The organism is Achromobacter sp. 77, from assembly GCF_020541125.1.
Classification (GTDB): domain Bacteria; phylum Pseudomonadota; class Gammaproteobacteria; order Burkholderiales; family Burkholderiaceae_B; genus Achromobacter; species Achromobacter mucicolens.
The window spans coordinates 5681926-5704823 of record NZ_CP059848.1; the positions used below are offsets into that span (position 1 = coordinate 5681926).

Sequence of the window (22898 nt, forward strand, 5' to 3'; positions counted from 1 at the left end):
CTAAGCCTTCTCTTTCAATTCGAGTTTCTCAGAAAGAATACTCACTAATCGGTCGACCTGACGGGTTATCTCATAATGCTCAAGGTAGAACCGGCGGCCGGAGGCGGCAAGCGCCTCGCGCTCGCCCTCATTCATTGCGCGCAGGCGTTCTATGCAATCGGCCAGACCATCCGAATCCTCGGCGGCGCATACCAGCCCGGCGCCCGCATCACGAATGACCTCAGCGCCCGCCCCGTCCAGCGCGCCGATGATCGGACGGCCCGCGGCCAAATACGCCTGCACCTTGCTGGGAATCGTCTGCGCCAGGATCGCGTCCCTATTTAAAGTGACCAGCAATGCCCCCGCCCTGACAAAGATATGCGGCATCTGATCATTGGGAAAGCGCCCGGCAAGCACGACATTGGATAAGCCTTCTCGCTCCACCTCGTCGCGGATTCGCCCCAGCATGCTGCCGCTGCCCACCAGCACGATTCTGGAATTGTTGCGCCCTTTGAGCTTGCGCGCGGCGGCAAGGATTGTATGCAGCGATTGGGCAGTCCCAAGGTTACCTGCAAAGACGACGCAAAAATTATTCTCCAGCGTGGCCAGCAGGGAGGCCGGCAACGTGCAAGGCTTCAGTGGCGTTGCGCGGGGATCGGGACTTGAATTGGGGTAGTAGACGATCTTGCTGTCAGAGGCCAGACGTGCAACGGGCTCGCGGAATGCCTTGGACTGCACGAGCAGCAGCGATGCGGCCCCGTATATCGCGCGCACCATCATGCCCACGCCGGCAAGAATCGTGCGGTTTCGCACGAAGCCGGTCGCGCTCAGGCTTTCCGGCCAGAGGTCCTGGATCCAGATCGCCAGCGGCAGCTTCTTGCGCCATTTGAGGTAAATAGCGGGAATTACCGACGTGATCGGCGAAAATGCCACCGCCAGGACGACATCGAAATCCTTGTGCCCGACCGCCCGGTAACCATGGCGCAGCCCGTTGACGACAAACGACAGGTAATTGAGGACCAGATTCTTGCCGCCGCCCGCGCGCCGCGTGCGCAGCGGCACCCGATGAATCACGGTGCCGTCATCCCACTGCTCGTTCGTGCAACCCGCCTCGGTGTAGCCGTCGAAGATCTTGCCGTCCGGATAGTTGGGCTTGCCGGTCAGCACCTCGACCACATGTCCCTGCGCCGTCAACGCGCGCACGAAGTCGTTGATGAAGAACTGTTCCGGCCAAAAATACTGGCTGACGATCAGGATTCTCACGAGGCGCTCGCTCCCGAGGAGTCGCGGAGCCGGGCCCAGAACTGGGCAGGCGTATCGGGCGCCACAACGGGGCTAGGCACGGCGAGCTGGCGGCGCACCGCCCTTGCGATCGACGTGGCCGAGCCCGGATCGAACGTCTGGACGGGCACGCACACGTCGCGCACATAATCGAGCTCGGACGCCACGATCGGCAGGCCGGCATTGGCGGCCTCGATCAACGGCAGGCCAAACGATTCGCCGAACGACGGGAACACCAGCGCGCCCGCCTGCGCATACAGCGCCGCCACGCCTTCACGCGTCAGCTCGCCCTGGTTCTCGACCCGCAGCCCGTGGCGGTCTGCCACGGCCAGAAGTTCCTGCGCCAAGACTTTGTCCCGAGGGCCCAGGGTCAAAACGAGCGACGGACGCAAACCGTCCTCGGCCAGCAGCCGCCAAGCGTCGAGGAGGCGCCGATGATTCTTGTGCGCCACGCCGTCGGCCACATAGACAAAATCCCACTGGCGGGTCCGCTCTGGCTGCACTGCGGGATCGCCCACGGTGATGTCGGCCACGAAAGGCGCGATCCTGACGGGCGGCACGCGCTCGGCGGCACCAAGCCAATCCAGCACCTCGCGGCGCATGGTCGGCGTCTGAACCACGTATTCCGAAACCCGATGACGGAAACACCGCCCGATTGTCCGCTCGAAGATCAGGCGCAGCCGCGTGGGCAGCGGAAACTGCGACAGCCGCACCCCGCGCAGGTAATTGCGGTTCTGCAGGAACACGACGACGCGAGCGCGCGAAGGCAGCACCGGCGGCAGGCCATGAAAGCAGAAAAGAATGTCGTCGGGTCCCGCGGCCCGGCGCGCCGCGAATTCTCCCTTCAGGCGGGCCAGCGCGGTCGGCGCCACCCAATGCACGGCAGCGCCCTCGGGAATCTGCACCCGCGGTTCGTTGCGGGCATCCAGGAAAAGACGCAGCGGCGAACCGGCCGGCCAGGCGCCCAAAAGCGCCTGCAGCAGCACAAGGCCGCCGCCGGTATGCACGTTGGGTGCGTATAAGACGACTTCTACAGCCATTTTGATTAGTAGCTTATAGGCATGGATATGCGGGAACTGGCGTTGCCTGCGGGCAAGAAGCCAGCGTCAGAGCCCCTCCAGGATCTTGCCAAAGCGCTGCGCGATCCGATTGCCGCTGAATGTATCGCGGTAGGCCTGATTGCACCAATCGGTCCCGTCCTTGCGCAGCACGTGGTCCACGGCGCCCTCGACCGCCTTCTCGATATCCTCGACCTCGGACGGGCGGGCGTGCCAGCAGCCAAGGTGCTTCATTGCGTCCTCGGAACCGCCCGGCGGCGTCAGACCCACGATGGGCGTATCCGCACCGATGTAGTCGGACAGCTTGCTGGGCAGGAACAGGTTCTGGCGCACATTGGCTTCGATTAGCAGCAGAATGTCCGCGTCGTACATCTGCTCCAGCGATTCGACGAACGATACGTTGCCGACGGCGCGCACGGTGCCCTCCGGCAGGCTCATGGCGGCCTCGGTGGCAAGCATCTCGGGCGGCACCAGGCCGATCAGCTCGAGGCAGAGCACGCCGCGCAGGTCCGGCCGCCGCTGAAACAGGCGTCCCAGTGCCTGGAACAGCGGTTCGGGCGAGCGGCGGCCGTACAGCACGCCCACATAACGCATGATGATGCGATCGTTCCTTGCCTTCGGCCGCTGCGGGAAGAGGGCTTCATCGAAGGCATGGGGAATCACATCGGTGCGCCGGCGCACGGATTCGGGCTGCCCCTGCATCATCAGATCCAGGGAATATCGCGAGCTGTGCACGATGAAATCGGCTGCCGCCACCGCGCGCGGCTCGTGCCGGGCGTTCCACAGCTTGGTCAGCCGGCTGACCTCAAGCGGATTGCCCGCCCAGGGGTCGCTGAACTGTGCCAGCCACTTCACGTTGCGTCGCGCCTTCTTCACGCGCGTCATCACGGCGTTGACCGAATGAAACGGCGACCAGGTCATCACGGCATCGTACTGGCTGAGATCCATGTCCATGAGCTTGCTGTACGCGGATTCGCGCAGCACGGTCATCAGGTCCGGCACGCGATCGAGCTTGCGGATGGAGGATCGCACCAGGCTCATCAGGTTCTTCGCAGGCCGCAGCCGGTCGATCCGGCCGAACGTCTTCTCGGCGAACGGCAGCAGGCTGTGATCCAGCGGCAATTCCGCGCAGAAGGAGTCCGCGCACACGACGTCGACGTCGTATCCGGACCGGGCCAGCGCAGCCATGGGCTTGTAGACCGCTGCCGTCATCTGCACCTGCATGGGCGGGAAGGCGTAGCTGAACAGCAGAATCCTGCCCTTGCGCGCGTTCGGATGGTCCATGGTGGTCGAATCGTTATCCGGCAACACGGCTGGCTCCCGGAATCAGGCGAATCGCGGCCGCGATAACGCCGCAGATCAAAAACGTGCTGAGGGAAATCAACAGGATCACGAGCCCGGCAGGCAGGTGCTCCGTCGCAATGCGGATCGCGCTGCTGAAGCGAACATGCTCCAGCACCACCACATGCACGAAAAAGATGATGAAGGCGCGGTCGCTCAGCCATTTCGCAATCGCAGCGGACCGGGCCGACAGATCTACCGTCACGAACGCCAGAAACGCCGCGATCGACGCGATGACCACGTTAGGCGTGAAATAGACGTAGGCACGTTCGACCGGCACGCCGGCCTTTTCGCTGAAGCGCCACGTCAGATAGAACGTGATCCCCGAGCAAATGGCATAGACGGCAATGCACGCCCACCGCGGGATGGCCTTGCGGTCAACGCCGGCCAAGAGGCCGCCCAGGATGAACAACCCGCCATACCCAAGAAAGCTGGTGAGCTGCATGATCCGCAGGACCGGCAGCGGCCAATACTGCGGCACGCTGGTGACGGCGAACCAGATCACGAAGAAATAGACGCTCAGCGCCGGCCGGCTGCGCAGCACTTCGTAGATCGCCTGCAGGAAAGGCAGCAGGACATACAGCCCGACGATCATGTACACGAACCACAGGTGGTACATCACCGGCTCGGAAAACATCGCGAGCAGGCCCGCGCCGTAACTGCCCAGCGCACCGTTGCGGTACAGGAACGCGGCGCTCCAGAAGACCAGCGGGATGAACACCTTCAGCACCCGGCGCAGGATGTTGCCGGTCGAGACCACCTGCATTCCCGGGCGCAGCAGCATCGCGCCCGAAATCATCACGAACAGCGGCACCGCCACGCGCACGGCGGAATCCAACGCGTTGGCCGACAGCCAGTCGGGCAACGGACTCTTGCCGAAGGCGTAGAACGCCGCGCCGCAGGAGTGAATCAGGATCACGCCATAGATGGCCACCACCCGGCACAGGTCCGCCCAGGCCGCTCTCTGTTTGCCAGGCACCGCGTCGGACTTCGGATCCGCAATCCTGGTGGTCAACGTATCCGCCGTTGTCATTTTCCCGACTGCCTTCCGTGGATCACACGTTCGTAAACGTCCACCATACGCTCGGCCTGCAAGCGTATGTCATAGTGCTGCTCGGCCAGCTGGCGCGATCTTGCGCCTCGTGCCAGCCGCTCCTGCGGATCGCCGATCAGCCGCTCCATCGCCGCCGCCAGCGCGGCCGAATCGCGGGACGGCACCGCCAGCCCCGCTTCCGGCGTGAACACGACCTCGGGCAAGGCGGTCCCTTCGAAGCAGATGGTGGGCTTGCCGCAAGCCATCGCCTCGACCGCCATCAACCCAAACGAATCGGCCAGCGACGGCATGAGGAACAGGTCAGTCGCACTATAGACGTCCTGCATCACGCTATCGTCATTCGTCCAGCCTAGTTCGACGACCTGAAACCTGTCCTTGAACTTCTCGATCCGGCCCTTGTCGTTGAGCGTCAAGAGGCAGATGGGCACCTGCGTCTGCAAGCGGTCCAGCGCCTCGATCACATACTGCAGGCCCTTGAAGTCGTTGACCACGGACCGGAAGCACAGCACCAGCCGATGCGGCTCGATGCCCAGGCGGGCCTTGGCCGCTGCCTGGTCACCGGGTTTGAAGAAATCCAGGTCCAGGCCAAACGGCACCTTGTGAACGGGCACATCGTCCATCAGGGGCGACTGCCGGACCATGTTCTCCATCCAGCTCGAGGCCACCAGGATCTCGAAGTTCGAGCGCCGGTAGGCCATCCGCTTGAGCCGGAAGTTCAGCGCCGTCGTGTCGCGCTGGATCGCAAAATCGGTCTTCAGATCGGGGCACTGGCCGCAGCCCGTCTTCCATCGCTGGCACGAAAAAGGGTGAATGCAATGGCCGGTCATCGCCCACGGATCGTGCAGCGTCCACAGCGAGGGCTTCTCGGCGGTCATCGCCGGCAGCGACTGCATACTCAGAAAACCCGAATGGATGATGTGGTAGTGAACCAGGTCCGCTTCGCGGAACGCCTCCATGCGGCGCATGTGCATGCCGTTGGAATACAGCTGCGATTGCAGCGACAGCACTTTCTCGACGCCCCGCGTCAGCCGGTTGACCTTGCGCAGCAGCTTGCCGTGCAGGCTCACGACGCCTGCTTCCTGACGGTCCTGCTCCCACACGAAATGCTTGGAGGAAACACCAAGCGCCTCGAGATGAGGCTTCAGGGACAGCCCATTGAAGCGGCGTCCCGGCGACTGGTATCCGTTAACTTGCAAAACTCTCATCGTGTGCCCGCCAATCCTCTTATGTCGAACCAGGCCTGTTGCGAACGCTGACCATGTACGTTGTTCATGGTTTCCCCTCCGCCTGGCGCTACATGGGATTTCATTCACTCTTGTAATGGCGACAACGCAACCATGCGCTACTGTCGTCGCCCCAAAAACCGCGTAAGGCTCAGGCGGACCGTCCAAACAACGCCCGGAACGCACGCCGCCACCGGGAGCCGGCTTCCGCAAGCGCCCTGCTTTGATACTGTTCCAGCGTCGTGCGCATGGCAGCGATCTCCGCGGCCTGCGTCTGGATAACCGCCAGCTGGTTCGCGTCATGCGCCTTGGCGTCTTCGAGCAGCGCGCGCATGTGCCGGCCGTCGATGCGCACCACCAGCTTGGCGGACTTGACGTAGGTAACCCAAGGCGCGCCGATGCGGCCTTCAACGCCGCCGTTGATCCAGTGCTGCACGCTGGATTCCTGAGCGATGTATTTCTCGACGTGGTCATCGGTGATGCCGATGCTCTGCATCCGCAACGACTCACGCAACAGTTCCAGGATTTCCAGCGGCGTGCCTTCGGCGGGCTGGGCGCAGCTGGAAACGCTGGCCAGACTGCCGAACAGGCCACGCAGGATCACGTAGGACAGCGTCAGGTCCGATTCGAGCTTCCATTCCTTGTCGAAGAAGGCCAGCTCGCCGGGCGCGACTTCCATGCAGTTCAAGGGGGTCCAGTCGAACAGGGCGCCGGGCACCGACTTGTCCAGGGACAGCGACACCGCCGGGCCCAGATCCGCCTCGCGGCAGATCGCGTCGATCCAGGGCCGCGCCCAGTTGCACACGTCCATCGCCGACCAGCCCGGCGTGTTCAGCACTTTGACCAGGCCCAGCCACCAGAGATTGCCCTTCAGATACGGGCCATCGTCGATCGAATGGCTTACCGGCAACGCCGGCGCGGCTTCCTGCGTCACGCGGTCCCGCGCCGTGCGGACTTCGCCGCCGTCCAGGTAAAAGCGCTTCGCGGTGGCAAACGCCGGGTGGCGCTCGACGCTGTAGTGCCAGGCAAGATCCTGCGCTTCGCGCAGCGCGGCCACGGCCCGCTCCGACTTGCCGGCAATGATCAGAAACGAGTTCGCCAGGTCTTCGGCCAGGCCGTTTTCGTGGATCGAGGCCCAGGCCTGCTCCAGCGAGAAAGCCGGCACGATCCAGTCGGGCCGGGCGCGGTCGCGGCCGACCGTGCCGGTCAACAGCGGACGGGCGGCAAACTGGCCCTTCGGATCCAGCCCCTTCGAGGTCAGGAGCGACACCGGCATGTGATAGTCCGGCAGCGGGAAATACACTTCCTGCGCGCTCAGTCCGACGGAACCCAGGATGCCCTTGAGCTCATCCAGCCCGAAACGGATGATGGTCTCGGGCCCGTACTGCCCTTCCACGCCGTAGTAGGGCACGTCCACGTTCGGCTCGGGAAAGCCCGAGAAATACTTCAGGCCCAGCTTGTTCTGGATGGCGATGACCAGAACGCCGTCGTCATTGAGCTGGCGCGCGGCATTGGCCAGCAGGTCCAGCTCGGCGCGGTCGCCGCAATGGGAAAAAAGCCGGGCGTACTGCAATACGCCGATCATCGTCACGACGTCGAATTTCTTTTCGGCGTTGAAATCTTCGATGCGGTCGCAGACGACGGTGACATTGTTCAAGTCCGCCGTGCGCTGGCGCGTGATCGAGGCGCGGTGAGCCGAGGCCTCCAGGGCCACGACATCGCCGCCCAGCTCGCCCAAATACCGCGTGATGATGCCGCAGCCGGATCCCAGTTCCAGCACGCGGCCCCGGCACAGCTTCTCGAGCGGGCGCAGGATGTTGGCGCGCACGGGCGACAGGTGGCAGGCGGACCGCCAGTCCCAGATGGCGCCCACCAATTCGCGGGAAAACAGCGAGCGATCCTTCGCGTCGGCGATGATGCGCTCGATCTGCTGTTCGAAGTCGGCGCCATCGGTGTACGTGAATTCGGGAATACTGCCGTCCGTCTCCGGAAACAGCATTCCCTTGTGTTCTTTGTAATCCGTCGGAAGATTATGCATTTCAGTTCTCTATCCTGCCAGGCGTCGCCGATTACTCGGAAACGGCATCCAGCAAGATCCTGGGTTGAAATCCGATGTCGAAAAGGCCAGTGGCTGGACGCGGCTCGTCCGCCATCACGCGAAAAACAATCGCGTCGACAATACGATGATGCAATGAACCGTCTTCGCCCTGAGCGGCGAAGGTGCAAAAATACGTTGCTGGGTTCAGCGAGCATTCAAACTCGAATTCCAGGTCCAACGAGGTGCCGGCGGTAAAGTCGATGCCGTGTTCGTCCAGGATGGGGTGGGCGCAGCCCGCCAGATCGATACCCGACGTGGTGCGGATCAGCGCGTAGAACCGGACCGCCGGGCAATCCTCGGTGAACTGCACGCTGCACTTGAGCTTGTAGCGATGGCCGCGAAGAATGTGATTGACCTGCGCACCGCCCAATGTCTGAAGCATGGGCGCGGACAGCTTGGCGCCCACTTCGTCGTAGGACAGCGTATCCGGCACGAAGCTCGCATCGAAGAACGGCTCCAAGCCGCCCGACGGGACCGAATCGGCGGCAGCGGCCGGCTTGGCTTCGTCGGCCGCCGGCTCGGCCAGACTGGCCGCGCTCTCGCCCTCGGCGTCGATCCGGCGGATTTCCGCGATCAGCTCGACGGCTTTATCGCTGGTGGTGTTGCCGAGCTTCTGGCCAAAATAGACGGCCCGCTTCGGAATACCGGTGAACAGGCGTTCGCCTGCATTGAGCAGCACCGCGCGGTCGCACAGATTGATAATGGCCGCGCCCGAATGCGAAACAAACAGGATCGTGGCGCCGCGATTCTTGATCGCGTCGATTCGCGCAAAACATTTGCGCTGGAAGGGTTCGTCGCCAACAGCCAGCGCCTCATCAACGACGAGAATATCCGGATCCACGTTGATCGCCACAGCGAAAGCCAGGCGGGCATACATGCCGCTGGAATAATGTTTGACCGGCTGCTCGATAAACTGGCCAATATCGGCAAATGCCGCAATCTCATCAAAACGCGCCTCGATTTCGGGCTGACTCAAGCCCAAAACCATCGCATTTAGAAACACATTTTCGCGCCCGGTGAACTCGGGGTTGAATCCCGCGCCCAGTTCCAGCAGAGCGGCAACGCGGCCTTGCGTCTCCACGGTGCCCGAGGTCGGCATCAGCGTGCCGCAGATCATCTGCAGCAGGGTGGACTTGCCCGAGCCATTGCGGCCAATGATGCCCACGGTCTCGCCGCGGCCCACATTGAAGGACACGTCGCGCAATGCCCAGAACTCGCGGAAATAGTTGACCGGCGGCCGGCCAAGCATGCTGCGCAGACGGGGCGCGACAAACTGCTTCAGCCGGTCATGCGGCCGATCGTAGATCTGATAACACTTGCTCAGCCGATCTACGCGAATGACGTTGCCATCAGAGGACATCAGCGAACCCCTTGCGCGCTTTCTGGAACCACCAAAAACCTGCCCACGCAATCACCATGCTGATGGCCGCATAAATACCAAGCGCGCCCCAATTCGGCAATTCACCGTAAAGCAGCACTTTGCGGGATTCTTCAATAATCAAGGTAAGGGGATTGAGCATCACAACCATCTGCACCTTGGGCGGCAGATTTGAAATCGGATAGAACACGGGAGAGACGAACAGCAGCACCGACATCAACAGGCCGATCGTCTGGCCGATGTCGCGCACATAAACACCCGTTGCCGACAGGAACCAGGCAAATCCCATGGTCACCATCAGCAGGGGCATCAGCACGACCGGGAAAAATATCGCCGTCCAGCTGATGGAGCCGCTGAGCACCAATTGAGCAATCAAGAGCACGCACACGCTGATCGCCGCATGAAAGAGCGCGGCGCCCATCGCCACCCACGGAAAGATCTCCAGGGGAAAGACGACCTTTTTCACGTAGGTCACGTTGCTGTGGATGAGGCCCGGCGCGCGGCTGATGCACTCGGAAAACAGCCCGTGAACGATCAACCCGACGAACAGCACGACCGCGAAATTCGCGTGGCTGGCGTCCTGGCTGACGCCCCAGCGCGCCTTAAACACTACGGTAAAGAAAAACGTGTATACCGTCAGCATGAGCAGCGGCGTGAAAAAAGACCACGCCAGCCCGAAGATCGAGCCGCGATAGCGGCCCAGGACTTCCCGCTTGCACATTTGAACCGCGAGCTTTCGATTGCTCCAGATGCTGTCGAACATCGCAGCCGGAGATACACGCTGTGCCTGATGAGGATTCACACTACCTATCCCACTTGACCGTCCCGCTTCTTACGAAATCCGGGGCGGACATAAAGTTATTGGAAATAATTGCATTACTGACGCCGCCAAAACCCGGGAGCGGCCATTCAGAGGCTGATTCATCAGGAAAAAAGCGCCGTAATATGCTGCCGACCTATCGCTTTAAAGCCCGGGCGTCCAAATTACAACCAGCAAATTATTCGCAACATTGGTTTTGCAAATTATTCAAAATGAACGGACGAAACCTCAGGGCGCAAGGTGCGCATACTAAGTTTTAGTGCAACTGAACATCATAACATGCTGAAAACGCAGGCCGAAGCGGATTTTCCGACGGTATTACTCATTCAGATCTACAAACAATAGTACGTCTCACTATTACTGAGGCCTGGCAGTGCCGCCGTCTCGTGGCTATTTTCTCCAGACCGGTCCACAATGGATTCACAACACTGTTGGAACAGGGAGACAGCCATGCGCATTGCCGATGCCCAATGGATTCCTTCGACGCAGCACCAGACCTGGGATGCGCTGACCGACCCGCGAGTGTTACAGAAGTGCATTCCGGGGTGTGTGGAAGTCGCCATGCGCAGTCCGACCGAATACGCGGTCACGCTGCGCGCCAAGATCGCCGGTATCGACACCGACTACGACGGCGAGATCCTGCTCTCCGATGTCAACGCCCCGAACAGCTGCACGCTGGTGTTCGAAGGCAAGGGGCGAGCCGCCTGCCTGGCGATCGGCACGGCGCAGGTCAACCTGACCACCAAGGACGAGGGCACCCGCGTGGCCTACACCGTTGCCGGCATGGCAGGCGGCAAACTGGGCGAGTGCGGGGAAGGCGTGCTCCTGAAGGCCGCCGAGAAAATCGTCGAGAAGTTCTTCACTGCCTTCATTGACCACATGGCGGCCCAGCCGCGTCTGGCGCCCCCGCCACCGCCGCGCGAACCCGAACCGCGAGGGCTGTCCAATTCCCGCTGGTCCTGGATGCTGGTCGTATTGGTGATCGCCGTCTTCCTGGGATACCACACGTTTTACAAGTGATAACCCTAGGGTGCCGGTGATATCCTAGGCGGCATGACTCCGCCGCCGCCACCCGCTCAGCCAGCCACTGATCCCGCACGCTCAAGACGGGACTTGCTGATGGCGATGGCGGGGGTGTCGGCCACCGTGGTGCTTGCCGCCCTGGATTCCACCATCATCAGCACCACGCTGCCGCGCGTGGCCGAGGCCCTGAACGGCATGGCGCTGTACGCTTGGGTCGGCACGGGCTATCTGCTTGCCACGGCGGCTTCCATCCTGATCTTCGGCCGGCTGGGCGACATGTTCGGCCGCAAGCCCTTGATGCTGGTGTCGGTGCTCATCATCGCGCTTGGCTCCATTGCCTGTGGCCTGGCGCAGTCCATGACGCAGCTGATCGTGTTCCGCACCCTGCAGGGGGTGGGCGGCGGCATGATGATCGCCACCGCCTTCGCCGCGCCGGCGGACCTGTTTCCCGACGCCAAGCAGCGGGTCAGATGGATGGCGCTGGTGTCCGCCGCGTTCGCCATGGCCAGCGGCATCGGCCCCGTGCTGGGCGGCGCGGCCACGCAGGCCCTGGGATGGCGCGCCGCGTTCTTCATCTCGCCCATCGCGGCCGCGGGCGCGTTTTTCCTCCTGGCGCGTTATTTCCCGCGCATCCGGCCTATCCATGACGGCAGCCGCAAGATCGACTGGCTTGGCGCCATCCTGCTCGTGCTGGCCGTGGGCGCGCCGCTGGCCGCGCTGGAGCTTGCCTTTGCCAGCGGCGAACACGCGCACCCGATCCTCGGCCTGACGCTGGCGCTGGTCGGCGCCGCCGCCATCGCCATCCTGATTCCCACCGAGCGCCGCGTGAAGTCACCCATCTTCCCGCTGCGCGTGCTCTCAGGTCGCGAACCGCGCCTGCTGAACGTGGCGGCGATGATGGTCGGCGCGGTGATGTTCATCCTGATCTTCTACAGCCCGTTGCTGCTGCAACAGGTGCTGGGCTATACGCCCAGTCAGGCGGGACTGCTGCTGACGCCGCTGGTGGCCGCGATCTCGGTGGGCAGCATCATCAACGGCCGGATGTTTCCCAAGCAGACCGAACCGCAGCGCCTGATGGTGTTCGGCGGCGTCCTGCTGGCGGCCGGATCGCTGATGGTGGTGCTGATTTCGCCAGGCACGTCGGCGTGGTGGATTCTTGGCGCATTCTTCGTCAACGGCTGTGCACTGGGCTTTCTGCTGCCCAACCTGACGCTTTTCATGCAGATGCTCAGCGAACGGCGCGACGTGGGCGTCGCCTCGGCGCTGGTGCAGACGACGCGCGCCATCGGCAGCGCGCTGGGCACCGCCGTGGTCGGCATCCTGATTTCCCACAGCACGGTGCTCTCGGGCGTGCGCACCGGCCTGATCCTGTGTATTGTCCTGTCCCTCACGTGCGCAGTGCTGGCGCACCGGGTGAAGATGAGAAACCTGGTCACGAGCCGCAGCCACGGTTGATTCAGAGCTGAACATGCAACGCCGCGATCTGCAGGACCTGTTGATTCTAGCCGCCGTCTGGGGCGGCTCTTTTCTTTTCATGCGCGTCGCCGTGCCGGAGTTCGGACCGGTGGCGCTCATCGAACTGCGCGTGGGACTGGCCGCGCTCTTTCTCCTGCCCGCCGCGATCTGGCGCAACAAGCTGCCCTTGATCGCGCGCCGCTGGAAAGCCATTCTCGTGGTCGGCACCTTGAATGCCGCGCTGCCCTTCCTGCTTTACGCGTACGCCGCCCAGTCGTTGGGCGCGGGCTTTTTGTCCGTCGCCAACGCCGTGACGCCAGTGTGGGGCGCCGTGATCGGCTGGCTGTGGCTGAAAGACCGGTTGCCGTGGACGCGCTCGCTGGGACTGCTGATCGGTCTGTCCGGCATCGTGGTGCTGGTCTGGGACAAGCTCGACTTCCAATCCGGCGGCACGGGCTTTGCCGTGCTCGCCGCCGTCGCCGCGCCCGTCTTCTACGGCGTTGCCGCAAACTGGACGAAGCGGTTCCTGACAGGCGTGGACCCCTTGACCAGCGCAACGGGCAGCATGGTGTCGGCGGCATTGGTCCTGCTGCCCGCGGCCGTGGCCACCTGGCCGCAACAGCCGGTGTCCTGGGAGGCCTGGGGCGCGACGGTCCTGCTTGCCGTCGTGTGCACCGGCGCCGCGTACATCGTGTTCTTCCGGCTGATCGCCAACGTGGGCCCGACCGGCGCGGTCAGTGTCACGTTCCTGGTTCCCATCTTCGGGGTGGTCTGGGGCGCGTGGTTCCTGGACGAAGCCATCACCGCGCCCATCCTCGCGGGCGCGGGCATCATTCTTGTCGGCACCGCGCTGGCGTTGGGACTGGTCGGAATGAAGCGTCCCCGCTGAACGCCCGGTCAGGCCGGCGCCATCCGCGGCGCTTGCGCCAGGGCAAGACCTCGCCGGTCGTTGTCGGACAATATCGGCTCGGCCTGCACCGGCCAGGCAATCGCAATCGCCGGGTCATTCCACATCACGCATTGCTGATGCGCCGGCAGGTACGGCGCGGTCGTCTTGTAGACCACATTGGCGTATTCGGACAGCACCAGGAATCCGTGCGCAAAGCCTTCGGGCACCCAGAGCTGGCGCAGGTTCTCCGACGACAGAATCTCGCTCGTCCATTGGCCGAACGTGGGCGATCCTTCCCGCATATCGACCGCGACATCGAAGATCTCGCCTTCCGTGACGCGCACCAGCTTGCCCTGCGGTTGCAGCGTCTGATAATGCAGGCCGCGCAAGACATGGCGCCGCGAGTGCGACTGGTTGTCCTGCAGAAAGCGGACCGGCCGGCCGGCTGCCGCGTCAAAGACCGATTGCACATAGGTCTCGACGAAATAGCCGCGGTCGTCCTGGTGCATCACGGGATCGATGCGCAGGACCTCGGGCATGGACAAGGGCGTCACGCGCATCAATGAGGCAGCCGGGTAAGCAGGTTCATCAGGTACTGGCCATAGCCGCTTTTGACCAGCGGACGGGCCAGCGTTTCCAGTTGCGCCGCGTCGATCCAGCGCTTGCGGAATGCGATCTCTTCAGGGCATGCCACCTTCAAGCCTTGCCGGCGTTCAAGCGTCGCGATGAACTGCGATGCATCGAGCAGGCTATCGTGCGTGCCCGTATCCAGCCACGCATGCCCTCGTCCCATGATTTCGACGTTGAGCGCCCCGAGTTCCAGGTACGCCTGATTCACGTCGGTGATTTCCAGCTCGTTGCGTGCGGACGGACGGATCTGGCGCGCCAGGTCGATCACCCGATTGTCGTAGAAATACAGTCCGGTCACCGCGTAGTTCGATTTGGGCGACGCGGGCTTTTCCTCGATACGCAGCGCGTTGCCGTGCGCGTCGAACTCGACCACGCCGTAGCGTTGCGGATCCTGGACATGATAGGCAAAGATGGTGGCGCCCGCCTGACGCGCCATGGCGCCGGCAAGCAGCTGGTGAAAATCGTGCCCGTAGAAAAGGTTGTCGCCCAGCACCAGCGCGCAGGGCGCCTGCCCGATGAAGTCCGCCCCGATCAGAAACGCCTGCGCCAGGCCTTCGGGCGCCGGCTGCACCGCGTATTCCAGCGACAGGCCCCATTGCCCGCCGTCGCCCAGCAACTGCCGGAACCGCGGCAGGTCGTCGGGGGTGGAGATGATCAGGATCTCGCGTATGCCGGCCAGCATCAGCGTGGTCAGCGGGTAATAGATCATGGGCTTGTCGTAGACGGGCATGAGCTGCTTGCTGACCGCCAGCGTCGCGGGATGCAGCCGCGTGCCCGACCCGCCCGCCAGGATGATCCCCTTGCGCGCGCCCGTTGCCGTCATGGCGCATCTCCTTCGGCCGGGCGCGCGTGCCCTGCCCCATCACGCAGCCACTGCGGATGATCCAGATACCACCGGACGGTCTTTTCCAGGCCCGAGGCAAACGTTTCGGCGGGCTGCCAACCCAACGCCTGCCGCGCCTTGTGCGCATCGATGGCGTAGCGGCGATCGTGGCCGGGCCGGTCGGCGACCAGCGCGATCAGGTCGCGGTACGCCCTGCCATCGGGCCGCGGCCGCAAGACATCCAGCAAGGCGCACACCGCCTCGACGACCTGCAGCGTGGTGCGCTCGTTACCCGCGCCCAGGTTGTAGGTTTCGCCAGGCCGGCCGCGTTCCAGCACCTTGCGCAAGCCGTCGCAATGGTCGGCGACATACAGCCAGTCGCGCGCGTGCAGGCCATCTCCGTAGACGGGCAGTGGCTTGCCCGCCAGCGCGTGATGGATCATCAGGGGAATCAGCTTTTCGGGAAACTGCCGGGGGCCGAAATTGTTCGAACAGTGCGTCATGAGCACCGGCAGTCCGTAGGTCTGCGCCCACGCGCGCACCAGATGGTCCCCGCCCGCCTTGCTGGCGGCATAGGGATTGTTGGGCTGGTAGGGGCTGGTTTCGGTAAAGCCCGGATCGGACGGCGCCAGCGAGCCGTAGACCTCGTCCGTCGACACATGCAGGAACCGGAACGCATCGCGCGCGGCGCCGTCCAGTTCGCTCCAGAACGTGCGGGCGGCTTCCAGCAAACCGAACGTGCCGCCGACGTTGGTCCTGACGAAATTGCCAGCGCCCGCGATCGAACGGTCGACGTGGGTTTCGGCGGCAAAATTGATGATGGCGCGCGGACGATGCTGGCGCAGCACCTCGGTCACCCGATGCGTGTCGGCGATGTCCGCCACGACCAGCACATGGCGGGCGTCGTGCGCCAGGCTGTCCAGATTGGCGCGGTTGCCAGCGTAGGTCAGCTTGTCCAGATTGACGACCGTCTCATCGCCAAGCGCCAGCCAATCCAGCACGAAGTTGGATCCGATGAACCCGGCGCCTCCGGTGACGAGAATGCTCATTGCGTTGTGCCTGATCGGAGGGCAGGCCTCCAAAGCGGGTAGTTTACTGCCGCGCCGGGGTGCGCCCGTGCTCAGTATTTGTCCGACGTTCCCGTGAACGCCACGCCGATCCGCAAGAGCGCGTAGGACGCCGCGTCGATCCAACGCCGCACGAATCCCCGGCGCTGATAGTCCAGCGGCCGGATGAAGCGCCCGCCCTCGCGAATGGCGGTTTCCAGGCGTTCTTGCAGGTCCCACGCGAACGGCTGGCTGTCGACCACCACGTTGGCCTCGCGCGCCAGCAGCAGGCTGAAGGGGTCCAGGTTGGACGAGCCCACGGTGGCCACGTTGTCGATCACCGCGACCTTGGCGTGCAGGTAACCCGGCATGTACTCGTAGATCTCGATGCCGTCGCGCAGAAGCTTGTCGTACAGCGAACGCGTGGCGTGGTACTGCATCCGGTACTCGACCTTGCCCTGCAAAAGCAGACGCACCCGCACGCCGCGGGCCGCGGCCTTGGCCAGCGCGCGTCGAAAGCGCACGCCGGGAAAGAAATAGGCATTGGCGATCAGGATGTCGCGGCGCGCGCGCGAGATGCCGAACAGATAGGCGCGCTCGAACGTGCGCCGAAAGCGCAGGTTGTCGCGCAGCACCAGCGCGGCGCGCAGCATGCCGCCTGGCGGCGCGGGAACGTCGCGCGGCTTGAGCAGCTGCAGGCGATGCCAGTCGCGCGGATGGCGCCGCAGACGCGCCCAGTTCAGGCGCACCCACAACAGTTCCTGCGCGTGGGCCGCCTGCGTGACCAGCGGGCCTTCGACCTGCACGGCGAAATCGAACCGCGGTCCCGTCAGACCGTCGGTCGGATCCAGATCGTCGTAGTCGTCGATGACGTTGATGCCGCCGATGAACGCCATGCGGCCATCGATGATCGTGACCTTGCGATGCAGGCGCCGCAGGCGGCTGCGCGACGGCACGTACCGCGCAAACCAGCGCGGCTCAGGCCGGAAGATGCGGCACTGCGCGCCTGCATTGGTCAGCGCGACCCGCACGCGCTCGCCATGCAAGGCGCTGCCAAACCCATCCAGCACCACGCGCACCTTCACGCCACGGCGCGCGGCCGCCGCCAGGCACTCCAGCACCTTCGCGCCGGTGCGGTCGATCATGAAGATGTAGGTTTCCAGATGCACGCTCACGGTGGCGGCATCGATCGCCGCGCACAGCGCGGGAAAGAAGTCGGCGCCATTCTGGAGCAGACGGATATCGTTGCCCGGCACCCATTCCAGCCTGTCCTGCTCGTCCTTCACGGGAGTTCCAGCTCCGCGAGCAAGGGGGAGTGATCGGACAGCTTGGCCCATTCGCGGCCGCGCAGCACGCGGGCGCTGCGCACCGCGAAGCCGCGCTGGTAGATGCGGTCCAGGCGGAACCAGGGAAACACCGCCGGGAACGTTCGCGGCGGCGGCGCGAGCAACGAACTTCCCCCCATGCCAAGCTGGTTGGTCCGCTCCATGACCGAGACGCCGCTATTGGGCAATCCGCGCAAGGCGTTGGACAACCGCTTGACCGAGTCGCGCAGGCGCGGCAGATCGCCGCCATGGCTGCGCGGGGCATGCGAGAACACTTCGTACAACCCGAGCTGCTGCACGAACATCGGCGCCAGCCTGTCGTTCCAGTCGTTGAAATCGCCGGCGATCAGGATGGGCTCGCCATCGGGCACCATGCGCTTGATGCGCTCGGTCAGCGCCAGGATCTGGCGGCTGCGGCTGCCGGCGAACAGGCCCAGATGCACCACGAAGCAATGCACGGCACGATCCCCGACCTCGACGCGCGCGTGCAGAAGTCCACGCTGCTCGAGACGGTGATCGGAAATGTCGAGATTTTCGTGGTCGATGATGGGATAGCGCGAGAGCAGCGCGTTGCCATGATCGGTGGCATGGCGCACGGCGTTGCGGCCGTAGGCCACATCCAGCCGCAAGGCCGCGGCAAGGGATTCGTGCTGCGCGTCGAGCAGCGACTTATGCTCGTTGCGGCCCTGGACTTCCTGCAGGAAGACCAGATCTGGGCGCAGGCCATACAGGCCCAGGCGAAGTTCATTCAGGGAGTCGCGCCGGCCTAGTGCCGAACGGCCCTTGTGTATGTTGTAGCTGACGACTCGGATGAGCGACATGGAAGCAATGGCGCCTTTCAAATCTTGGGAACTGCCGGCCGGGTCCCGGAAGGTCCTCTGGCCAGCCGCCGCCGTGGTTGGCGGCGTTAGCCAGATTACTCCATTTCAGCCGGGCAATCTCATCTTTGCCACGGCACCGGTGTCTGACACCCCCGCGAGAGGCCCTTCAATCCGAGAGCCCCGCACCTGGGTGTCAGACACCGCTTCCGAAGCGCCAAGGACGCTTCGGAAGTGGTTACGCCTTTTCGACGTTGCGCAGGCGGATGTGCAGCTCGCGCAGTTGCTTCTCGTCGACTTCCGAAGGCGCTTGCGTCAGCAGATCCTGGGCGCGCTGCGTCTTCGGGAAGGCGATCACGTCGCGGATCGATTCGGCGCCGGTCATCATGGTGACGATGCGGTCCAGGCCGAAGGCGATGCCGCCGTGCGGAGGCGCGCCGTACTGCAGCGCGTCCAGCAGGTAGCCGAACTTCTCGCGGGCTTCCTCGGCGCCGATCTTCAGCGCGCGGAACACCTTGCTCTGCACTTCCTCGCGGTGGATACGGACCGAGCCGCCACCGATTTCCCAGCCGTTCAGCACCATGTCGTAGGCCTTGGCGAACGCCTTGCTGGGATCGGATTCCAGGAAGTCTTCGTGGCCGTCCTTCGGGCTGGTGAACGGGTGGTGGGCGGCGGTGTAGCGGCCGTCTTCCTCGTCGTATTCGAACATCGGGAAGTCGACCACCCACAGCGGCTTCCAGCCGGCCGTGAACAGACCCGTCTTCTTGCCGAATTCGCTGTGGCCGATCTTCACGCGCAGCGCGCCGATGGCGTCGTTGACGACCTTCTCGCGGTCCGCGCCAAAGAAGATGATGTCGCCGTCCTGGGCGCCGGTGCGCTTGACCAGTTCAGCCAGCGCGGCGTCGTGCAGGTTCTTGACGATGGGCGATTGCAGGCCGTCGCGGCCCTTGGCCACGTCGTTGACCTTGATGTAGGCCAGGCCCTTGGCGCCGTAGATGCCGACGAACTGCGTGTAGGCGTCGATCTCGCTGCGCGACATCTCGGCACCGCCCGGCACGCGCAGGGCGACCACACGGCTGCCGGGCGCCGTGGCGGCGGCGGCAAACACCTTGAAGTCCACGTCGCGCATCACGTCGGTGATGTCGGTGAACTCGAGTTGCACGCGCAGATCGGGCTTGTCCGAGCCGTAGCGGCGCATCGCTTCGGTCCAGGGCATGATCGGGAACGGCGACGGCAGGTCGACGCCCTGCACCACCTTGAACACGTGGCGGATCAGGTTCTCGAAGATCTCGCGGATTTCGATCTCGTTCAGGAACGAGGTTTCGCAATCGATCTGGGTGAATTCCGGCTGACGGTCGGCACGCAGGTCTTCGTCGCGGAAGCACTTGGTGATCTGGTAGTAACGGTCAAAGCCCGACACCATCAGCATCTGCTTGAACAGCTGCGGCGACTGCGGCAATGCGAAGAAGTGGCCGGCGTTCACACGCGAGGGCACCAGGTAGTCGCGTGCGCCTTCGGGCGTGCTCTTGGCCAGCATCGGGGTTTCGATGTCGATGAAGCCCAGCTCGTCCAGGAACTTGCGGGTTTCGATGGACACGCGGTAGCGCAGCATCAGGTTGCGCTGCATCTGCGGGCGGCGCAGGTCCAGCACGCGGTGCGTGAGGCGGGTGGTTTCCGACAGGTTGTCGTCGTCCAGCTGGAACGGCGGGGTGACCGACGCGTTCAGGATCTCGACTTCCTTGCAGAGCACTTCGACTTCGCCGGAGGCCAGTTCGGCGTTGGCCGTGCCCGCCGGACGCTCGCGCACCAGGCCGGTGACGCGGATGCAGAATTCATTGCGCAGGCGCTCGGCGGTGGCGAAGGCGGCGTTGTCCGGATCGAACACGATCTGCGCCAGGCCCGCGCGGTCGCGCAGGTCGATGAAGATGACCCCGCCGTGGTCGCGGCGGCGGTTCACCCAGCCGTACAGGGTGACGGTCTGGCCGAGATGGTCACGGCAAACCTGGCCGGTGTAGCAGGTACGCATGCGGGATGACTCCGTTGTGTGCTTGGTGTTTAAGGGTTACGAATCGGCGCGGGGTGCGTCCTGCACGCCCGGCGCCGGAGAGAGCGCAGCCGGCCGGACCACGGGCGTTGCCGCCGGGGCCGGGGCGACTACGCCCATGGAAACGATGTACTTCAGGGCCGCGTCCACGCTCATCTGAAGGTCGATCACCTCGGCGCGAGGCACCATCAGGAAAAAGCCGGACGTGGGGTTGGGCGTCGTCGGCACATACACGCTGATGTGGTCGCCAGGCAGGCTGTCGGCCACTTCACCGCTGGGCGTGCCGGTGACAAAAGCGATGGTCCAGGCCCCCGCGCGCGGATACTGCACCAGCACCGCGCGGCGAAACGCCTGTCCGTTTGGGGCAAGCACGGTATCGCTGACCTGCTTGACCGAGTTGTAAATGGAGCGCACGAGCGGGATGCGGCCCAGCAGGCTTTCCCACTGGTCCACCATCGTGCGGCCGATCAGGTTGGCGGCGAACACGCCCGTCAGAAGCACTACCGCGATCACCAGGACGAAGCGGAAACCGGGAATGTCCAGGCCGAACAGCGATTCGGAGGACAGAAAGCCAGGCACGAACCCTTCCAGGGTGGCGACCAGCAGCCCCAGTACCCACACCGTGATGACCAGGGGAACCCAGATCAACAGCCCGGTGATGAAGTACTTCTTGATGACGCGCATTCGCATCGCGAGCGCTCTACGAGGCGGCGCTGCCGGCAGCAGGCGCCGCCGGAGCGGGCGTGGCTGCCGGCGCGGCGGCGGGTGCGGCGCTCTCAGCCGGGGCCGACGTGCCCGCGGGCGCTGCGCCCTGACTGCCGCCGCTGCCGTTGCCACGGAAGTCCGTGACGTACCAGCCGGAGCCCTTGAGCTGGAATCCAGCCGCGGTCACCTGCTTGGAAAACGTGCTTTGACCGCATTCGGGGCATTCCGAAAGCGGCGCGTCAGAGATCTTCTGCAAGACGTCTTTGGCATGGCCGCAGGCGCTGCACTTGTAGGCATAGATGGGCATCGAGGACTCCCAGGCGAAAAGCCGGGCATATCAAATTCGGCCTGCCGCCGCGCGCGGGCGCGGGGCGCGGCCGCTGGGCCAGGCTAGAAAAATACGGGAAAGTCTTGAATTTTAGCGGTTTTTCATAAAGCGTCGGAGTCCGGCCCAGCGTGCAGGCCCCGGGCCGCGCCCGGGGGGCAGACCGCCCGGGCAGGCGGGCGGCTCGCTACACGGGCAGCAGGAACATCAAGGCCGCCACCAGGGTCGGCCCCAGGGCGCACAGGAACAGGCGCCCGGACGAGATGCTGCCGTCCGGGAAATGGTTCTTCAGGATCGCGAATCCGGCCGGGTTCGGCGCATTGGCGATCACCGTCAGCCCGCCGCCCGTGACCGCGCCGGCCACCAGCATGTAACGCCAGGCCTCGCTGGTGCCCTCCACCAGCGAACCCAGATAGGTCAGCGCCGCGTTGTCGGTAATGGCCGTGAGCGCGGTCGCGCCCCAGAACAGGACGAAAGGCTCCAGCCCTCCCAAGAGGTCCTGCAACCACCATTTCTGCAGTCCGCCCAGCACCACGAGGCCGGCCAGGAAGAAGCCCACCATCAGGCCCTCCTTGATCATCAGGCGGTCCTGGTGGCGCTTGTAGGCCTCGGAGAACCCGATGAACATCATCAACAGGCCCAGGAAAATGGCCGGATGATGCGCAGTCAGCACGATGGCGATGAGGAACACCAGGTGCACCGCGATCACGATGGCCGGCACCGGCGCGCGCTTGCCCGCGCCATCCGGCGCATCGACGCCGCCGCGCGTGCCCACCGCGCCTTCCAGCAGCGCCTTGCGGCAGATGAACGTCAGCAGCCCCGCATTGAGGCAGACCGCCAGCGCCGCGCGCCAGCCGAAGTGCTGGAGCATGAACGCCGAATCCCAGCCGAACGTGCCCGCCACCATCAGGACGGGCGGCGCCGCGTAGGACGTCAGCACGCCGCCGATGGACACGTTCACGAACAGCACGCCAAGCGTCAGGTACTTGAAACCGGCCCGGCCGCTGCTGCGGAAGTAGGCGTCGCGCAGCAGGATCGCGGCCAGCGTCATCGCGGCCGGTTCGGTGATGAACGAGCCGCCCAGCGGCACCATGGCCATCACGACGAAGAAGGTGGACAGCTCGCGCGGCATCGGCAGGGCTCGCGCGACGATGCGCACCAGCAGCCCCACCAGCTCAAGAATCGGCCGGCTGGCCGCCACGACCATGATGACGAAGACGAACAGCGGCTCCGTGAAGTTGCGCGTGTCCATGTAGTCGATGGCGGTCGCCGGCCCGGCCAGCGCGGCCATGGTCACGATCAGCGCGAACGCCCAGACGCCGAAGACGGCCTCGACCTCGGAAAACAGATGCCAGAAGCCCGCGTGCGGCCCCCCACGATGCGCGAGCCGCGCGAAGAAGGGAACCGAGAAAGTATGGAGGACCGCCACGGCGAACAGGATGGTGGCGATGACCTCTAGCGTCTGAGGCATTTGCGGCATTTCCTAGGGTGCCGGGCGGCTACTGGCGCCGCCGGGCTTGTAAGACAAGCGTCGCAATATAGCCCAGCGCCCGGCCGGTGTAACGCCGGGTCAACACTGATCC

Annotated in this window: 20 protein-coding genes; 3 read left to right on the forward strand and 17 right to left on the reverse strand. The window is 64.3% G+C overall.

What is annotated here, in order from left to right:
* From H4P35_RS26250 to H4P35_RS26285, 8 genes are all read right to left on the reverse strand, one after another.
* A complete protein-coding gene (locus tag H4P35_RS26250) occupies window positions 1-1242 on the reverse strand; it encodes a glycosyltransferase family 4 protein (protein ID WP_226847560.1) in 1242 nt (413 codons plus the stop codon).
* Window positions 1239-2300 (reverse strand): glycosyltransferase, encoded by a 1062-nt coding sequence (locus tag H4P35_RS26255; protein ID WP_226847561.1) that lies wholly within the window; start codon window positions 2298-2300, stop codon window positions 1239-1241. Before H4P35_RS26255 ends, H4P35_RS26250 begins: the two co-directional genes overlap by 4 nt.
* A gap of 66 nt (window positions 2301-2366) precedes the next feature.
* Window positions 2367-3629, reverse strand: a complete 1263-nt coding sequence (locus H4P35_RS26260) for a hypothetical protein (RefSeq protein WP_226847562.1) — start codon at window positions 3627-3629, stop codon at window positions 2367-2369.
* Entirely contained in the window at window positions 3616-4674 is a 1059-nt protein-coding gene (locus H4P35_RS26265; RefSeq protein WP_226847563.1) for an acyltransferase, read from the reverse strand. Before H4P35_RS26265 ends, H4P35_RS26260 begins: the two co-directional genes overlap by 14 nt.
* A gap of 14 nt (window positions 4675-4688) precedes the next feature.
* Complete coding sequence (locus H4P35_RS26270) at window positions 4689-5540, reverse strand: glycosyltransferase (RefSeq protein ID WP_370638989.1); 852 nt, start codon at window positions 5538-5540, stop codon at window positions 4689-4691.
* A 547-nt stretch (window positions 5541-6087) separates the two neighbouring features.
* Entirely contained in the window at window positions 6088-7974 is a 1887-nt protein-coding gene (locus H4P35_RS26275) for a bifunctional 2-polyprenyl-6-hydroxyphenol methylase/3-demethylubiquinol 3-O-methyltransferase UbiG (protein WP_226847565.1), read from the reverse strand.
* 31 nt (window positions 7975-8005) lie between these two features.
* A complete protein-coding gene (locus H4P35_RS26280) occupies window positions 8006-9394 on the reverse strand; it encodes an ABC transporter ATP-binding protein (protein WP_056327176.1) in 1389 nt (462 codons plus the stop codon).
* A complete protein-coding gene (locus H4P35_RS26285; RefSeq protein ID WP_056327174.1) occupies window positions 9384-10175 on the reverse strand; it encodes an ABC transporter permease in 792 nt (263 codons plus the stop codon). The genes H4P35_RS26280 and H4P35_RS26285 overlap by 11 nt, the downstream gene beginning before the upstream one ends.
* A 507-nt stretch (window positions 10176-10682) precedes the next feature.
* Between H4P35_RS26285 and H4P35_RS26290 the strand changes: the two genes are divergently transcribed.
* From H4P35_RS26290 to H4P35_RS26300, 3 genes are all read left to right on the forward strand, one after another.
* Window positions 10683-11252, forward strand: coding sequence for a carbon monoxide dehydrogenase subunit G (locus H4P35_RS26290; protein WP_180097106.1), 570 nt, complete (start codon window positions 10683-10685; stop codon window positions 11250-11252).
* Window positions 11253-11351: 99 nt separating this feature from the next.
* A complete protein-coding gene (locus H4P35_RS26295) occupies window positions 11352-12710 on the forward strand; it encodes an MFS transporter (protein WP_226847566.1) in 1359 nt (452 codons plus the stop codon).
* A gap of 13 nt (window positions 12711-12723) precedes the next feature.
* Window positions 12724-13599 carry a DMT family transporter gene (locus tag H4P35_RS26300; RefSeq protein WP_226847567.1) on the forward strand — a complete coding sequence of 292 codons (876 nt, stop codon included), beginning with the start codon at window positions 12724-12726 and terminating at the stop codon, window positions 13597-13599.
* 8 nt (window positions 13600-13607) lie between these two features.
* Here the strand turns inward: H4P35_RS26300 and rfbC are convergent, their stop codons facing one another.
* The 9 genes from rfbC to H4P35_RS26345 all read right to left on the reverse strand — a co-directional run bounded on the left by rfbC (window position 13608) and on the right by H4P35_RS26345 (window position 22786).
* The gene (rfbC, locus tag H4P35_RS26305; RefSeq protein WP_226847568.1) at window positions 13608-14159 is read right to left on the reverse strand and encodes a dTDP-4-dehydrorhamnose 3,5-epimerase; all 552 of its coding nucleotides are present in this window, start codon (window positions 14157-14159) and stop codon (window positions 13608-13610) included.
* Entirely contained in the window at window positions 14159-15052 is an 894-nt protein-coding gene (gene rfbA, locus H4P35_RS26310; protein ID WP_142052271.1) for a glucose-1-phosphate thymidylyltransferase RfbA, read from the reverse strand. The genes rfbC and rfbA overlap by 1 nt, the downstream gene beginning before the upstream one ends.
* A complete protein-coding gene (rfbB, locus tag H4P35_RS26315) occupies window positions 15049-16101 on the reverse strand; it encodes a dTDP-glucose 4,6-dehydratase (RefSeq protein ID WP_226847569.1) in 1053 nt (350 codons plus the stop codon). The genes rfbA and rfbB overlap by 4 nt, the downstream gene beginning before the upstream one ends.
* 71 nt (window positions 16102-16172) lie before the next feature.
* Entirely contained in the window at window positions 16173-17384 is a 1212-nt protein-coding gene (clsB, locus tag H4P35_RS26320) for a cardiolipin synthase ClsB (RefSeq protein ID WP_056327161.1), read from the reverse strand.
* Window positions 17381-18244: an endonuclease/exonuclease/phosphatase family protein gene (locus H4P35_RS26325; protein ID WP_056327159.1), complete on the reverse strand. Its 864-nt coding sequence runs from the start codon at window positions 18242-18244 to the stop codon at window positions 17381-17383. The genes clsB and H4P35_RS26325 overlap by 4 nt, the downstream gene beginning before the upstream one ends.
* Before the next feature lie 235 nt (window positions 18245-18479).
* The gene (gene aspS / locus H4P35_RS26330) at window positions 18480-20267 is read right to left on the reverse strand and encodes an aspartate--tRNA ligase (protein ID WP_175156962.1); all 1788 of its coding nucleotides are present in this window, start codon (window positions 20265-20267) and stop codon (window positions 18480-18482) included.
* 36 nt (window positions 20268-20303) lie between these two features.
* Window positions 20304-20969 (reverse strand): DUF502 domain-containing protein, encoded by a 666-nt coding sequence (locus H4P35_RS26335; RefSeq protein WP_370638990.1) that lies wholly within the window; start codon window positions 20967-20969, stop codon window positions 20304-20306.
* A gap of 16 nt (window positions 20970-20985) precedes the next feature.
* On the reverse strand, window positions 20986-21297 hold the full coding sequence (locus tag H4P35_RS26340; protein ID WP_226847570.1) for an FmdB family zinc ribbon protein: 312 nt from the start codon (window positions 21295-21297) through the stop codon (window positions 20986-20988).
* A 205-nt stretch (window positions 21298-21502) separates the two neighbouring features.
* The gene (locus H4P35_RS26345) at window positions 21503-22786 is read right to left on the reverse strand and encodes a putative Na+/H+ antiporter (RefSeq protein WP_142052265.1); all 1284 of its coding nucleotides are present in this window, start codon (window positions 22784-22786) and stop codon (window positions 21503-21505) included.
* Window positions 22787-22898: the final 112 nt, after the last annotated feature.